Source organism: Collimonas fungivorans (assembly GCF_028292705.1).
Classification (GTDB): Bacteria; Pseudomonadota; Gammaproteobacteria; order Burkholderiales; family Burkholderiaceae_D; genus Collimonas; species Collimonas fungivorans_B.
The window spans coordinates 1-15508 of record NZ_JAQGLV010000015.1; the positions used below are offsets into that span (position 1 = coordinate 1).

Below are 15508 nucleotides of genomic sequence, written 5' to 3' on the forward strand. Positions count from 1 at the left end.
TATTGACTTGCTCGACCAGCGCATTCAATTGCGGATCCTGGTAGATTTCCCACCACTTGCCGTGCAGCTCCTGGTCTTGCGGCGTAGCTGTCTTCCAGTCCTTCATTTCCTTGAAGGCCGCCGGCGCCACCGTGGCTGGCCGTACGTAATCCGGTCCGACGGCGCAGGCGCTTAACAGTAGTACTGCGAGCAGCGCCGCGGGTGCCGCCGGCAACAGGGTTTTATGGGTATGTGTTTGTTTCATATTCGATCCGTTGATTATCTTTGTGCGCCGGCCATGTTCTTATGCTTCGCTTGTATCCGGCAACGGCCTGCCGCCGCGCCGTTCCCACTTATCCTTGCTCCACAGTCGGAAACGATCCATGTACAGGTAGACCACCGGCGTCGTGTACAAGGTCAACAGCTGGCTCATGATCAGGCCGCCGACAATCGCGATGCCCAGCGGCCGCCGCAGCTCGGCGCCGTCGCCCTGGCCCAGCGCCAGCGGCACCGCGCCCAGCATGGCCGCCATGGTAGTCATCATGATCGGCCGGAAACGCAGCTTGCATGCCTCGAAAATCGAATCGCGCGGCGACAGTCCGCGGGTGCGTTCAACATCCAGCGCGAAGTCGATCATCATGATCGCGTTCTTCTTGACGATGCCGATCAGCAGGATCACCCCGATCAGCGCGATCAGGCTGAACTCGGTGCCGGTCGCCAGCAACGCCAGCAGGGCGCCGACGCCGGCCGACGGCAGGGTCGAGAGGATAGTGATCGGATGGACGTAGCTTTCATACAAGATGCCCAGCACGATATACACCGCCAGCAGCGCCGTCAGGATCAGCATCGGCTGGCTGCTCAGGGATGACTGGAACAGGTTGGCGCTGCCCTGGAAGCTGCCGTGCACTGAAGTCGGCACGCCGATCCGTGCCATGGCGTCGTTGATCGCCAGGGTGGCGTCGGACAGGGAGCCGCCGACCGGCAGGTTGAAGGAAATGGTGGAGGCGATGAACTGGCTCTGGTGGTTGACGCCAAGCGAGGTATTGGTTGCCTGGAAACTGGAGAACGCCGCCAGCGGCATCTGCTGTTCCGCCGTGGTCGACAAGGTCAGCGCCAGCGACGAATTGGAAGCCAGCTTGCCGCCCGCCGTCAGCGCCGGCGGCGTGCCGAGGGCGGAGGTGGTGGGCGACAGGTTGGCGGTGCTGGAAGGGATGCTGACGTAAGTGTCATGCAAGACCTGCGGGCTCTGCCAATACTGCGGCGCCGCTTCCATCACCACGTGGTACTGGTTCATGCCGCTGTAGATGGTCGACACCTGGCGCTGGCCGAACAGGTCGTTCAGGGTCGAGTCGATCAGTTCCGGCGTGACGCCGCTGCGGATCGCGGTTTCGCGGTCGATGGTCAGGGTGGTCTGCAAGCCCTTGTCCTGCTGGTCGGTGCTGACGTCGGCCAGTTGCGGCAAGGCGCTGAACGCCTCGCGGATCTTGGGCTCCCAGGTGCGCAGCTCATTGAGGTCGTCGGACTGCAAGGTGTACTGGTACTGGCCGTCGCTGGAACGGCCGCCGACCCGGATATCCTGCACCGACTGCATGAACAGGTTGGCGCCGGCGATATGGCTGAGCTTGCCGCGCAGCCGCGCGATCACCTGGTCCGCGGTCAGCTTGCGTTGCGTCAGGGGCTGCAGCGTAATGAACATCTGGCCACGGTTGCTCTGGCCGCCGCCGGTGAATGCGATCACGCTCTTCACATCCGGATCCTTGCGCACGATGTCGACAAACTGGTCCAGCTTGACACGCATCGACTGGAAGGAAATCGACTGGTCGCCCTGGATGCCGCCGATCACCAGGCCGGTATCCTGCTGTGGAAAAAAGCCCTTGGGAATCGCGGTGTACAGATACACATTGAGCACGATGGTGCCGAACAGGATCAGCATCATCAACGGCGCAAAACGCAGGGCCCACGCCAGCGACCGTTCGTAGCCGCGCAGCATGGCGTCGAAGGCGCGCTCGGTGGCGTTGAAGAAGCGCCCCTGCTTGCGCTCCGGGTCGTGTTTCAGCAGGCGCGCGCACATCATCGGCGTGGTGGTCAGCGACACCACCAGCGAGACCAGGATCGCAACTGACAAGGTGACGGCGAATTCGCGGAACAGGCGGCCGACGATGCCGCCCATCAGCAGGATCGGGATGAAGACGGCGATCAGGGAAATGCTCATCGACATCACGGTAAAGCCGACTTCCTTGGCGCCTTTGAGCGCGGCAGCAAACGGTTTCATGCCTTCTTCGATATGGCGCGAGACGTTTTCCAGCACCACGATGGCGTCGTCGACCACGAAACCGGTGGCGATCGTCAGCGCCATCAGGGACAGGTTGTCGAGGCTGTAGCCGAGCAGGTACATGACGCCGAAAGTGCCGATCAGCGAGATCGGCACCGCGACCGCCGGGATCAGCGTGGCGCGGCCGTTGCGCAGGAACAGGAACACCACCATGATCACCAGCGCGATCGACATCAGCAAGGTGCTCTCGGTTTCGTGCAAGGAAGCGCGGATGGTCGGCGTCCGGTCCAGCGCCACATCGAGGTTGATGGCGGCCGGGATCGAGGCGCGCAGCTGCGGCAGCAGGGCCCGTACTTCGTCCACGGTTTCGATGATGTTGGCGCCGGGCTGGCGGCTCAGGATCACCAGCACCGACGGCTTGCCGTTGGCGGAGCCGGCATTGCGCAGGTTGCTGACCGAATCGACCACCGTGGCGACATCGCTGACGCGCACCGGCGCGCCGTTGCGGTAGGAAACGATCAGCGGCATGTATTCGGCGGCGGTCTTGGCCTGGTCGTTGGCGTAGATCTGCCAGTTCTTGTCGCCGTCTTCCAGCATGCCCTTGGGGCGGTTGGCGTTGGTGGCTGCGATCGCGGTGCGCACGTCGGCCGTGCCTATGCCGTATTTGTTGAGCGCGGTCGGGTTCAGTTCGACCCGCACCGCCGGCTGCGAGCTGCCGCCGACGCTGACCTGGCCGATGCCTTTCACCTGCGACAGCTTTTGCGCCAGGATGGTGTCGGCGGCATCGTACATCTGGCCTTGCGTCATGCTGTCCGAGGTCAGCGCCAGGATCATGACGGGCGCATCAGCCGGATTTACCTTGCGATAGCTGGGATTGCTGGGCAGGCCGGTCGGCAGCAGGTTGCGCGCTGCGTTCAGGGCCGCCTGGACGTCGCGCGCCGCGCCGTCGATGTCGCGGTTGAGGTCGAACTGCAGCGTGATGCGGGTCGAGCTGAGTGAGCTCGACGAAGTCATTTCGGTGATGCCGGCGATCGATCCCAGCGCCCGTTCCAGCGGCGTGGCGACGGTGGCGGCCATGGTTTCCGGACTGGCGCCGGGCAACGAGGCCGAGATCGAGATGGTCGGGAAATCTACTTGCGGCAACGGCGAGACCGGCAGCAGCCGGAACGCCACCATGCCGGCCAGGGCGATGCCGATGGTCAGCAGGGTGGTGGCGATCGGCCGTTGGATAAAGGGGCGCGAGATATTCATGCTGTCTTTGCTTTCCCCTACGGCTTGGCCGGTTCAGGGATAGCGCCGTCGCTGTCGCTGTCGTCATCGCCCCTGCCCTTGCCCTTGTGCTCGTCTTCCTTGATGCCGAAGCGTGCTTTCACGCGGCGCGCCAGGTTGTCGAACGCCAGGTAGATGACCGGCGTGGTGAACAGGGTCAGCACCTGCGACACCAGCAGGCCGCCGACCATGGTGATCCCCAGCGGCTGCCGCAGCTCGGAACCGACGCCCGAGCCCAGCATCAGCGGCAAGGCGCCCAGCAAGGCGGCCATGGTAGTCATCAGGATCGGACGGAAGCGCAGCAGGCAAGCCTGGTAGATCGCTTCGCGCGGCTCTTTGCCTTCGTTGCGTTCGGCGTCGAGTGCGAAGTCGATCATCATGATGGCGTTCTTCTTGACGATACCGATCAGCAGGATGATGCCGATGATGCCGATGATCCCCAGGTCGGTGCCGGCGATCATCAGCGACAGCAGGGCGCCGACCCCGGCCGACGGCAGCGTCGACAGGATCGTGATCGGGTGGATGTAGCTTTCATACAGGACGCCGAGCACGATGTACATCGTGATGATGGCCGCCAGGATCAGCATCAGGGTGTTGCTAAGGGACGCCTGGAACGCCAGCGCCGCGCCCTGGAAACTGGTCTGGATGCTGTCCGGCATGCCGATTTCCTTTTCAGCCGCCTGGATCGCCTTGACGGCGTTGCCCAGCGAGGCGCCGGGCGCCAGGTTGAAGGAAATCGTGGTGGCCGGGAACTGGCCGATATGGTTCACCACCAGCGGCGAAGTGCGTTCCTCGACGGTGGCGATGCTCGACAGCGGGATCTGGTTGCCGTTGCCTGCGACCAGGAAAATGCTGTTCAGCGCCGCCGGCCCTTTCTGGAATTCCGGCTTCACTTCCATCACCACCCGGTACTGGTTCGACTGGGTGTAGATGGTGGAGATGAGGCGCTGGCCGAACGCGTTGTACAGGGCGTTGTCAATGGCGGCGGTAGTGATGCCCAGCCGGGAAGCGGCGTCGCGGTCGATCGCGATGTAGGCCTGCAGGCCGAGATCCTGCTGGTTGCTGGCGATGTCCGCCAGTTCAGGAATCTTGCGCAGGCGCTCGATCAGCTTCGGCACCCAGGTGCTCAGTTCTGCTGCGTTGGCGTCTTCGACGCTGAACTGGTACTGGGTGCGGCTGACGCTGTCTTCAATCGTCAGGTCCTGCACCGGCTGCATGTACAGCGTGATGTCGCCGACCTCGCGGTCCAGTTCCGGCTGCAGGCGGCGAATGACGTCGCTGGCGCTGATGTTGCGCTGTTCGCGCGGCTTCAGGTTGATCAGCATGCGGCCGCTGTTCAGGGTGGCGTTGCTGCCGTCGACGCCGATGAACGACGACAGGCTTTCGACCGCCGGGTCTTTCAGCACCGTCGCGGCCAGCGCCTGCTGCCGCTCCGACATGGCGGCAAACGAAATCGACTGGCTGGCTTCCGAAATGCCCTGGATGACGCCGGTATCCTGCACCGGGAAAAAGCCCTTCGGTATGAATATGTACAGCACCGCGGTCAGCACCAGGGTGCCGATCGCCACCACCAGCGTTGCGAACTGATGGCGCAATACCCATTCCAGCGCCACGCCGTAGCGGGCGATGATCTTGTCGAAGAAGGCGCCGCTCTTGCGGTAGAACCAGCTCTGTTTTTCTTCCGGGATGTGGTGCAGCAGCTTGGCGCACATCATCGGCGTCAGCGTCAGCGAAATGACGGCGGAAATCAGGATCGCCACCGCCAGCGTGATGGCGAATTCACGGAACAGGCGGCCCACCACGTCACCCATGAACAGCAGCGGGATCAGCACCGCAATCAGCGAGAACGTCAGGGAAATGATGGTGAAGCCGATCTGCTCGGCGCCCTTCAGCGCCGCCTGCAAGGGTTTCATGCCTTCTTCGATGTAACGCGAAATGTTTTCGATCATCACGATTGCATCGTCCACCACGAAGCCGGTAGCGATGGTGAGCGCCATCAGGGTCAGGTTGTTGACCGAGAAGCCGGCCAGGTACATGATGCCGAACGTGCCGATCAGCGACAGCGGCACCGCCACGCTGGGGATGATGGTGGCGGGGACGCTGCGCAGGAAAATGAAGATCACCATCACCACCAGCGCGATCGACAGCAGCAGCTCGAACTGGACGTCGGCCACCGACGCGCGGATGGTGGTGGTGCGGTCGGTCAGGATCTGGACATCGATTGCGCCGGGCAAGGTTTCCTGCAGCTTGGGCAGGATCTTCTTGATGTTGTCGACCACGCCGATCACGTTGGCGCCCGGTTGCCGCTGGATGTTCAGGATTACCGCCGGCGAGGTATTGGACCAGGCCGCCAGGCGGATGTTTTCCGCATCGTCGACGACGTCGGCGACATCCGAGACCCGGATCGGCGCGCCGTTCTTGTAGGCGATGATCAGGTTGCGGTATTCGTCGGCCGAACGCAACTGGTCGTTGGCGTCGATGGTCGAGGCACGCGCCGGTCCGTCGAAACTGCCCTTGGCCTGGTTGACGTTGGCATTGCCGATGGCGGTGCGGATGTCATCCAGGTTCAGGCCCAGCGCCGCTACCGCGCGCGGATTCAGCTGCAGCCGCACGGCTGGCCGCTGGCCGCCGGACAGGCTGACCAGGCCGACTCCCGGCACTTGCGAAATCTTTTGCGCCAGGCGGGTATCGATCAGGTCCTGCACCTTGGGCAGCGGCAGCGTTTTCGAGGTGATCGCCAGCGACATGATGGGCGTGTCGGCCGGATTCACCTTGTTGTAGATCGGCGGCGTCGGCAGGTCGGACGGCAGCAGGTTGCCGCCGGCGTTGATCGCTGCCTGGACTTCCTGTTCGGCGATGTCGAGGCTCAGGTCGAGGCTGAACTGCAGCGTGATGACCGAAGCGCCGCCGGAACTGGTGGACGACATCTGGTTGAGGCCGGGCATCTGGCCGAACTGGCGCTCCAGCGGGGCGGTGACCGACGAAGTCATGACGTCCGGGCTGGCGCCGGGATACAGCGTCACCACCTGGATGGTCGGGTAGTCGACTTCCGGCAAGGCCGAAAGCGGCAACTGCTTGTAGGCGACGATGCCGGCCAGGAAAATGGCCAGCATCAACAGGGATGTGGCGACCGGCCGGAGAATGAACTGACGTGAGGGATTCATGCGTTCTTGACAGCCGGTTATTGACTGCTGCGGTTATTGGGCGCGGCAGGTGCAGGTGCAGGTGCAGCAGGTGCAGAGGCCGCAGGCGCGGCAGCATCGCCGCTGGCGTCCGCGCGGTGGCGGCGGCCTCCGCCCTTATGGGCGCCGGCAGCGGCAGGGTCGGCTCCAGCGCCGGCTGCAGCCGGACCGCCGCGATTCACAGGCTCCACCTTGGCGCCTTCTTTCAGTTTGTCGATGCCGTCGATCACCACGGTTTCGCCGACCGCGATGCCCTTATCGATTGCGGTCGATTCGCCTTCTACCGGGCCGGACGTCACGAGACGGATGGTGACGGTGTGATCCGGTTTCACGACATACACAAAATTGCCGCTGGAACCACGCTGGATCGCCGCGTTTGGAATGACGATCGCATCGCGGCGGGTGTCGAGCAGCATGCGGACATTGACGAACTGGCTCGGGAACAGGGCGTAGCCGGCGTTCGGGAATTCAGCCTTGAGCTTGACGGTGCCGGTAGTGCTGTCGACCTGGTTGTCGATGGTGAGCAGGGCGCCGCTGTCGAGCTTGTTCTTCTGGTCGCGGTCCCAGACATCGGTGGCCAGTTTCTTGCCGGCCTGGATCTGCTTCATGACGCTGGGGATATTATCTTCGGGAATGCTGAATACGCTGGTGATCGGCTGCAGCTGGGTGATGATGACGATGCCGTTGGTGTCGCTGCTTTGCACGATATTGCCGAGGTCGACCTGGCGCAAGCCGATGCGGCCGCTGATCGGCGCGGTGACGCGCGAGTAGGTGAGCTGCAGGCGGGCGCTGTCGAGCGCGCCCTGATCCGACCTGACCGTGCCTTCATATTGCTTGACCAGGGCGGCCTGGGTATCGACCTGCTGGCTGGCGATGGAATCTTGCGCCAGCAGCGTGCGATAGCGCTGCAAATCGATCTGCGCGGCCTTCAACAGAGCGGTGTCTCTGATGAGCTGGCCTTCGGCCTGCGTCACCGCCACCTGGTAAGGGCGCGGATCCAGTTCTGCCAGCAGGTCGCCGGCCTTGACGATCTGGCCTTCCTTGAAATGCAATTTCATCAGCTGGCCGTTGACCCGGCTTTTCACCGTCGCCGTGGCTTCCGGCGTGACGCTGCCGAGGCCGGAGAGATAGATCCGGATATCGCCCGTCTTGGCGACTGCGACACCTACCGGCAACGGACCTCCGGCGCCGGCAAATGCGCCGCGCCGGCCGCCTTTTCCACCTTTGCCGCCACCGTTGGCGGCCTGTCCCGGCGTTGCCCCCGGTTGCCCTCCGGCGGCATCCCCGGACTGGTGGCTGCGGCCCCAGATCAGGTAAGCCGCCAGCGCCAGCACGATGACTGCGGCCAGCCACCACCAGCCGCGCTGGAATCCGCCCTGGCGCTGATTGGGAAGGGCAGGCCGGGACTGGCTGGATTGGTCGATTTGAGGAGTCGGTGTAGTAGTCATCGCAGGCAGGAGGTCAGTCAGAATGTGGACGGGTGCAATGCAACAATTTGCCGCGGGCAGGCGTCCGGCAGACTGTTGAAAAATAATTACATGAGTTTAGCGAGTAAATTTTACTGCCGTGTGTATTTATTAGAAATTGTTTCAAATTAATGAAAGACGCCAGCGAGGCAGTGTGGCTGCTGGCTTGGCGCTCGGCAATTGAGCTGGTCCGGGCAGGATGCGCCGGCAAAGCGGTTTCCGGCCCGGCTTGAAACCGGGCCGTTTGCAGTTACTTGGCTGCGTCCGGACCGCCGCGGTGACCACCGCGATGGCCGCCGAAGCGATGCTGTTCCATCCGCTTGAAATGGTCGTCGAATACCTTCTGCTGGACTGGCGTCAGCACGGCGTAGAACTCCTTGACCGCAGCGGTGCGCTCGGCCAGGCGTGTTTCAGCGTGTTTCAGGAATTCCATCCGGTGGTCGAGGCGCTCAGGAGCAGTTTGCTTGGCCCAGTCTTCCTTGTTCGGACGTTGCGGCATGTCAGTCGGCCGCACCGGCTTGATCTTGCCGATGAAGGTTTGCCATGCAGTTTCCTGGGCCGAGGTGATTTTCAGGTCGTCATGCAGCTTGGCCTGGCGTTTTGCCATCTTTTCGGCAAATTTGGCCTGTTGCTCTGGCGTAGGGGCGTGGCGGCCGGGACCGCCGGGGCCGCCATCGGCCTGGGCTTGGGCGGTCATGCCCATGGCAGCAAAACTCAGTGCGGTCATGCCGATCAGCAGTTGTTTGCGAAGCTTGAACATAATGAAATCCTTCCATGAATTTAAGTGCAATCCGCACAGTTCGCATTGGAACGCGCTGGTGTATCGCCGGTTTTTCATGGGAGCCCGGCTTTGTATCGCCATGTATGGCATCAAGATTGCTTTGTATCTTAATGTGTCCACGCACGTGGCAGATATGCCAATATACAAATTACTATCGTCTTTCTCGTGCCGAGTTGCCATAATCCTAGAAACACCAGCCGTCCGCAGCTGCCACCCACCAGGGATTGATTGCATTGAATACTTCGCCACCCATCATCAAGCTTTTCTTTTTTCGATTGGCCGCACTTCCGGTCCTAGGATAATCACGCATATGGAAACTGCTGCTCACATACTGGTGGTCGACGACGACCACGAAATCCGCACCCTGCTGGCCGAGTACCTGGACGCCAACGGTTTCCGCACTCTGATGGCGACCAACGGCAACGACATGCGCAAGATTTTGTCGGAAGCGCGGGTCGACCTGGTGGTGCTGGATCTCACCTTGCCCGGCGAAGACGGCCTGACGCTGTGCCGCAACCTGCGTGCCGATTCGAATATCCCGGTGATCATGCTGACCGCACGCGGCGAGCCGCTGGACCGCATCCTCGGCCTGGAAATGGGGGCCGACGATTATTTGTCGAAACCGTTCGAGCCGCGCGAGCTGTTCGCCCGCATCCGCAGCGTCTTGCGCCGCACCCAGGCGCTGCCGCCGAACATGGCATCGCCGGAAGCCCAGCAGATCCAGTTCGGACGCTGGACGCTGGACCTGATCGCGCGCCACCTGGTCAACAACGAAGGACTGGTGGTGGCTTTGTCCGGCGCCGAATACCGCATTCTCAAGGTGTTCCTGGACCATCCGAACCGGGTCCTCAACCGCGACCAGCTGCTGGAGCTGACCCAGGGGCGCGAATCCGATCCTTTCGACCGTTCGGTCGATATCCAGATCAGCCGCCTGCGCCAGAAACTGGGCGACGACGCCCGTAGCCCGGTGATCATCAAGACCGTGCGCAACGAAGGATATGTACGTGCCACTGCGGTGACGGTTGAGTCGTGACGGTAGCATTGCAATGCACGTCAGCTGCAGGCTTGGATAAAGTAGAAGAGGGATGCCGTCTGTGAGAAATTTTTTTGGCTCGGTTGCCAACCGGGTATTCCTGATCCTGCTGACCGGGATCCTGGTAGCAGCCGCCACCACCAGCTGGCTGGCCGAAAACGAGCGGCGCAAGTCTTTCAAGGAGTTTTATGAATTCCGCATCGCCGAACGAGTCGAGCAGGTCGTTTTTTCGCTCGACAATGTCGGCCCCGAGATGCGTTCCGTGGTGCTGCAGACCAGCGACAATTTCGGCCTGGAAGCCAGCATGGTCAAGGATACCGAAAATGCCGTCAACGACAATCCGTCCCTGACTTCACTGCTGAAGGCGCGCCTGGGCGGAGACCGCAGCATCCTGGTGGACAAGCAAAGCGACTGCAAGCTGCACACGCGCAAGAATTTCGATTTCCGCCGGCCCGAAGAATGCCAGGTGGTCTACGTCAGCCTGAAAGACGGCACGCTGCTCAAGCTGAAGCTGCGCATGACGCGCGGCCCCGGCGCGCCGCCGCCGGCACGGCCGCCGGGCATGCCCTACCTGTCGCCTTATTTCGCCTTGTTCCTGCTGCTGATCGGCGGCCTGGCTTATTTTGTCGCCAAGATGACGGCGCGGCCGATCAAGCACCTGGCGATTGCCGCCGGCGAACTGGGGCGCGATATCGACCGCCCGCCGCTGGATGAAACCGGACCGACCGAAGTACGCCAGGCCGCGACCGCTTTCAATGCCATGCAAGCGCGCATCAAGCGCCAGATCCAGCACCGCACCCACATGCTGGCGGCGATCACCCACGACTTGCAAACGCCCCTGACCAGGTTGCGCCTGCGCCTGGAAAAGGTCGGCGAGGCCGATTTGCGCCGCAAGCTGCTGGAAGACCTGGCGGTGATGCAGAGCATGGTGCGCGAGGGCCTGGACCTGGCGCGCAGCATGGATTCGGCGGAAGCGATGCAGAAGCTGGATATCGATTCCTTGCTCGACAGCGTTTGCGCCGACGCCGTCGACGCCAGGCAGGATGTCACGCTGGAAGGGCGCACCCGCGCTTCGATCATGGCGCAACCGAACACGCTGCGGCGTTGCCTGACCAATCTGGTCGACAATGCCACCAAATACGGCCGTTATGCGCGCCTGCTGGTGGCGCGTGAAGGCAGCGACATCGTGATCCGGATCCGCGATGGCGGCACCGGCATTCCCGCCGAGCTGCTGGAGACGGTATTTGACCCGTTCTTCCGCCTGGAGACTTCCCGCTCACGCGATACCGGCGGCACCGGCCTGGGGCTGACTATTGCGCGCAACATCGCCGAAAACCACCGGGCCACGCTGCAACTGCGCAACCATCCCGAAGGCGGCCTGGAGGCGACCTTGCGCTTGCCCGCCTTGAATGGCATCTGAAGATAACTGAACGGCCTCAAAAACTACACCAGGCAGTTAAATGGGGTCAGAGTTTTTTTTCGCGTCCTTTGCGAAAATTACTCTGACCCCATTTAACGGACCACGGAGTACATGCGATCGCGTTCAGCAGGTAAGTGTATGGAAGCGATCCTTAGACAATCCCCGTCAGGTAGTAAGCCGCAATCACCACAAACACAGCCGCCGTCTTGATCATCGTCACCACAAAAATATCCTTGTAAGACTGCCGGTGCGAAAGCCCGGTCACGGCCAGCAAGGTAATCACTGCGCCGTTATGCGGCAGCGTATCCATGCCGCCGCTGGCCATGGCGGCAACCCGGTGCAGCACTTCCATCGGGATGCCTGCTGCCTGCGCGTTTTCAATGAAAGTGTGCGACATCGCCGCCAGGGCGATGCTCAGGCCGCCGGAAGCGGAGCCGGTGACGCCGGCCAGCGTGGTGACGGTGACCGCTTCATTGACCAGCGGATTAGGAATGCTCTTGAGAGCGTCGGCGATCACCAGGAAACCTGGCAGGCCGGCGATCACGGCGCCGAAGCCGTATTCGGAAGCGGTATTCATCGACGCCAGCAAGGCGCCGCCGACGGCGGCTTTGCTGCCCTCGGCGAATTTTTCCTTGACGGCGCTGAAGGCAAACAGCAGCACCGAACAGATCCCGACCAGCAGCGCAGCTTCAACCGCCCAGATCGCCACCACGCCGGAGACCTGGGTGGTGATCGGTTTGCTGGAGCCGGCCAGCGTCATTTCATGGCTGGTCCCGTAAAGCATGGGAATCCAGGCCGTGAACAGCTTGTTCATCACCCCCACCAGCACCAGCGGCAGCAGGGCGACCAGCGGATGCGCCAGCTTGCCGTCGGCCACCGGTTCCGGCTCGTTGAGCAAGTTGCTGCCGTAGCCTTCGCCGTTGGCGGCCGCCCGGCGGCGGCACCAGTCCAGGTAGAGCAGGCCGGTGACCAGGATGAACACGGTGCCGATCACGCCCAGCCAGGGCGCGGCCCAGGTGGTGGTATTGAAAAAGGTGGTGGGAATGATGTTCTGGATCTGCGGCGTGCCCGGCAGCGAATCCATGGTGAAGGTGAACGCGCCCAGCGCAATCGTGCCGGGGATCAGGCGTTTCGGGATGCCGCCCTGGCGGAACATTTCGGCGGCAAACGGATAGACCGCGAACACCACCACAAACAGCGAGACGCCGCCATAAGTCAGCAAGCCGCATACCAGGACGATGGAAAGCATGGCGCGCTGTCGTCCGACCACATTGATGACGCTCGATACGATGGACTTGGAAAATCCCGAGAGTTCGATCACCTTGCCGAATACCGCTCCCAGCAGGAAAACGGGGAAGTAGAGCTTGACGAAACCGACCATCTTTTCCATGAACACGCTGGTGAACATGGGAGCAACCAGGCTCGGGTCGGTGAGCAGCACGGCGCCGAGCGCGGCGACCGGGGCAAACAGGATAACGCTGTAGCCGCGGTAGGCGACAAACATCAGGAACAGCAAAGCCAGAATAACTACGATGAAACTCATCCTCTATCTCCTACGGATTAGATTTGCTCTAGCGGATTCGAGCGGGCCATCGGGAAATGGTCGTCGAATATTGTGTTTATTTTAACGTGCCTTGCGGAGGAGGCAAAGATGAGAGAGGGGCGGAATGCGGCTTGAGTTCCATCGCCGGCGGCAGGAAATGCGCCCTGAATGTAAAAAGACATGCATAAAGCATGTCTTTTTTGTGGCAGCGATCAAAGGCGATCAGTAGGGAACGTAGTCTGGCGGCGGGCCATAGTTACCTCGTTGCGGCGGGTAGTAGTCAGGCGGCGTCGAGTATTGCGGAGCCGGAGCGTACTGCTGGCGACGGCTGTTTGCGTAGCCGCCGGAGACCGGAACCTGGTTACCCTTGGCGTACATGCATTGGGTGTAGACATTGTTATACTCGCGCTGCATGCCGTAGCTGCTGCGCGCCGCCGAGTCGCCGGCAACCGAGCTGCCCGCCAGCAGGCCGACGCCGCCGCCGATCGCCGCACCGGCGCCGGCACGGCCGGTTGCCGCACCGATCAGGGCGCCAGCCGCGGCGCCGATGACGGTGCCGGCTGCCGCTGTTCCTACTGCATTGTCAGCCGCGGCCTGCGGCGCATACGGACCTATTCTTTCCTGGGCAGCGCGCTGGCAGACCGCTTCATCGTTGCGGAACTGCTCGTAGCTTTTGCCTGAACCAGGCAACGCCATCACATTCGGGCCTGACGGCGCGGTAACGCAGCCGGTCAGGAGGACGGCCAGCGAGGCCGCGATTACCTTGGTAGTTCCACTTATCATCACACACCGCCTTATCTAGGTTGAGCTTGGTCCGGCATTACCTTCATCCAGCCTTTCGGGCAGCGAGGAATCTGGGGATAGTAGCCAGCCGGACTAGGACAGTAATAGGCATAGTTCGGGGCTTTTTCTATATAAGTCTGCGGTTCCGGTTCAACGTAGACCGGCGGCGGGGCGTAATAAACCGGCGGCGGCGCGTAGTACACCGGCGGCGGGCCCCAATACAGCGGTCCGCCTATGGTTACACCGATGCGTGGGCCGTAGAAGCCGCCATGTCCGTAATAACCGTAAGCAAAACTGGCCGAACTGGTGACCATCAGGCCCGCAGCTGCAAGTACCAATAGAGCAATTTTTTTCATGATATTTCCCACGCATTTATCAGTGATTGAATAGTAATCCCGGAGCGCCAAAAGTAGCAAAAGGAGTTACTTCTGGTTGCAAATGTTGGCGTCAAGATCAACCATTTTAACTCTTTGATACAAAGTGACTTATGCGGGTGAGCCAATGAGGGGAATTGTTGCAGGACAGCAGGACTTTTTACTTGCCGCCACGCGATAGCCCGCAAGGCTGGCGGCTCGCAGACTATTCTATAATCTGCCGATCCGCAGCACGAACAGATGACAGAAAACAGGTGAAAACAAATGCAGCAGCCAGGCGCAGAGCAGCAATCCTCCCTCCGGGGCGTCAAGGTGATCGAACTCGGCACCTTGATCGCCGGCCCGTATGCCGCCAGCCTGCTGGGGCAGTTTGGCGCCGAGGTGATCAAGATCGAAGCGCCGGGCGACGGCGACCCGCTGCGCAAGTGGCGCAAGCTGCACAACGGCACTTCGCTCTGGTGGTATTCGCAGAGCCGCAACAAGAAATCGGTGACGCTCAACCTGAAGTCGGAGCAGGGCCAGCAGATTGTGCGCGACCTGGTCAAGGATGCCGATATCGTGATCGAGAATTTCCGCCCCGGCACGCTGGAAGGCTGGAGCCTGGGCTGGGATGAGTTGTCGAAGATTAATCCGAAACTGATCATGGTCCGCGTATCCGGATATGGCCAGGACGGCCCTTACCATGCGCGCCCGGGTTTTGCGGCGATTGCCGAATCGATGGGCGGTTTGCGCAACCTGGCCGGTTATCCGGACCGGCCGCCGGTGCGGGTCGGCGTCAGCATCGGCGACACGCTGGCGTCGCTGTATGGCGTGATCGGGGCGCTGCTGGCCATGCATCATCTGAAAGCGAACAACGGCACAGGCCAGTTCATCGACATCGCCTTGTACGAAGCCGTGTTCGGCGTGATGGAAAGCCTGATCCCGGAATACGCCGAGTTCGGTTTCGTGCGCGAGCGCACCGGCGCCAGTTTTCCCGGCATTTCACCCTCCAGCACTTATCCCTGCCTGAGCGACGCCCGCGGCGAACACTACGTGATCATCGCCGGCAACGGCGACAGCATCTTCAAGCGCCTGATGCACGCCATCGGCCGCAGCGACCTGGCGCAGGATCCGCGCCTGGCGCGCAACGACGGCCGGGCCCAGCATAACGACATGCTTGACGCCGCCATCACCGCATGGACTTCGCAACATGGCCTGGAGCACGTGCTGCAGGTGCTGGAACAGGCTGAAGTCCCGAGCAGCAAGGTCTATACTGCCGCCGATATCCACCAGGATCCGCATTTCCGCGCGCGCGACATGATCCAGCAGCATGTGCTGCCGGACGGCCAGCCGATAGACTTGCCGGGCATCGTGCCGAAACTGTCGGCGACGCCGGGCCAGACCAACTGGGTGGGGCCGGAACTGGG

At 62.0% G+C, this 15508-nt stretch carries 10 protein-coding genes and 1 pseudogene; 3 read left to right on the plus strand and 8 right to left on the minus strand.

Annotated elements, in window-relative coordinates; all coding sequences use genetic code 11:
• From JWQ61_RS00580 to JWQ61_RS00600, 5 genes and pseudogenes are all read right to left on the minus strand, one after another.
• A pseudogene (locus JWQ61_RS00580) lies at positions 1-244 on the minus strand (RND transporter); the annotation flags it as partial.
• 39 nt (positions 245-283) lie between these two features.
• Positions 284-3502, minus strand: a complete 3219-nt coding sequence (locus JWQ61_RS00585; protein ID WP_304358795.1) for an efflux RND transporter permease subunit — start codon at positions 3500-3502, stop codon at positions 284-286.
• Between the two features lie 17 nt (positions 3503-3519).
• The gene (locus JWQ61_RS00590) at positions 3520-6684 is read right to left on the minus strand and encodes an MdtB/MuxB family multidrug efflux RND transporter permease subunit (RefSeq protein WP_304358796.1); all 3165 of its coding nucleotides are present in this window, start codon (positions 6682-6684) and stop codon (positions 3520-3522) included.
• A gap of 17 nt (positions 6685-6701) precedes the next feature.
• On the minus strand, positions 6702-8150 hold the full coding sequence (locus JWQ61_RS00595) for an MdtA/MuxA family multidrug efflux RND transporter periplasmic adaptor subunit (RefSeq protein ID WP_304358797.1): 1449 nt from the start codon (positions 8148-8150) through the stop codon (positions 6702-6704).
• Between the two features lie 268 nt (positions 8151-8418).
• Positions 8419-8928 (minus strand): Spy/CpxP family protein refolding chaperone, encoded by a 510-nt coding sequence (locus tag JWQ61_RS00600; protein WP_304358798.1) that lies wholly within the window; start codon positions 8926-8928, stop codon positions 8419-8421.
• Positions 8929-9259: 331 nt separating this feature from the next.
• Between JWQ61_RS00600 and JWQ61_RS00605 the strand changes: the two genes are divergently transcribed.
• Positions 9260-9982 (plus strand): response regulator, encoded by a 723-nt coding sequence (locus tag JWQ61_RS00605; protein WP_304358799.1) that lies wholly within the window; start codon positions 9260-9262, stop codon positions 9980-9982.
• A gap of 52 nt (positions 9983-10034) precedes the next feature.
• On the plus strand, positions 10035-11402 hold the full coding sequence (locus JWQ61_RS00610) for an ATP-binding protein (protein WP_304358800.1): 1368 nt from the start codon (positions 10035-10037) through the stop codon (positions 11400-11402).
• A gap of 151 nt (positions 11403-11553) precedes the next feature.
• Here the strand turns inward: JWQ61_RS00610 and JWQ61_RS00615 are convergent, their stop codons facing one another.
• From JWQ61_RS00615 to JWQ61_RS00625, 3 genes are all read right to left on the minus strand, one after another.
• On the minus strand, positions 11554-12945 hold the full coding sequence (locus JWQ61_RS00615) for a GntP family permease (protein WP_304358801.1): 1392 nt from the start codon (positions 12943-12945) through the stop codon (positions 11554-11556).
• A 222-nt stretch (positions 12946-13167) separates the two neighbouring features.
• On the minus strand, positions 13168-13728 hold the full coding sequence (locus JWQ61_RS00620) for a glycine zipper family protein (RefSeq protein ID WP_304358802.1): 561 nt from the start codon (positions 13726-13728) through the stop codon (positions 13168-13170).
• Positions 13729-13739: 11 nt separating this feature from the next.
• Complete coding sequence (locus JWQ61_RS00625; protein ID WP_061539317.1) at positions 13740-14084, minus strand: hypothetical protein; 345 nt, start codon at positions 14082-14084, stop codon at positions 13740-13742.
• Between the two features lie 282 nt (positions 14085-14366).
• Here JWQ61_RS00625 and JWQ61_RS00630 point away from each other — a divergent pair.
• The coding region (locus tag JWQ61_RS00630; protein WP_304358803.1) for a CaiB/BaiF CoA-transferase family protein at positions 14367-15508 on the plus strand (1142 nt) is incomplete at its 3' end.

Excerpts from the sequence above, each read along its gene's own strand:
- JWQ61_RS00585 (WP_304358795.1), bottom strand. The coding sequence starts at position 3,502 with ATGAATATCTCGCGCCCCTTTATCCAACGGCCGATCGCCACCACCCTG.
- JWQ61_RS00590 (WP_304358796.1), bottom strand. The coding sequence starts at position 6,684 with ATGAATCCCTCACGTCAGTTCATTCTCCGGCCGGTCGCCACATCCCTG.
- JWQ61_RS00595 (WP_304358797.1), bottom strand. The coding sequence starts at position 8,150 with ATGACTACTACACCGACTCCTCAAATCGACCAATCCAGCCAGTCCCGG.
- JWQ61_RS00600 (WP_304358798.1), bottom strand. The coding sequence starts at position 8,928 with ATGTTCAAGCTTCGCAAACAACTGCTGATCGGCATGACCGCACTGAGT.
- JWQ61_RS00605 (WP_304358799.1), top strand. The coding sequence starts at position 9,260 with ATGGAAACTGCTGCTCACATACTGGTGGTCGACGACGACCACGAAATC.
- JWQ61_RS00610 (WP_304358800.1), top strand. The coding sequence starts at position 10,035 with ATGCCGTCTGTGAGAAATTTTTTTGGCTCGGTTGCCAACCGGGTATTC.
- JWQ61_RS00615 (WP_304358801.1), bottom strand. The coding sequence starts at position 12,945 with ATGAGTTTCATCGTAGTTATTCTGGCTTTGCTGTTCCTGATGTTTGTC.
- JWQ61_RS00620 (WP_304358802.1), bottom strand. The coding sequence starts at position 13,728 with ATGATAAGTGGAACTACCAAGGTAATCGCGGCCTCGCTGGCCGTCCTC.
- JWQ61_RS00625 (WP_061539317.1), bottom strand. The coding sequence starts at position 14,084 with ATGAAAAAAATTGCTCTATTGGTACTTGCAGCTGCGGGCCTGATGGTC.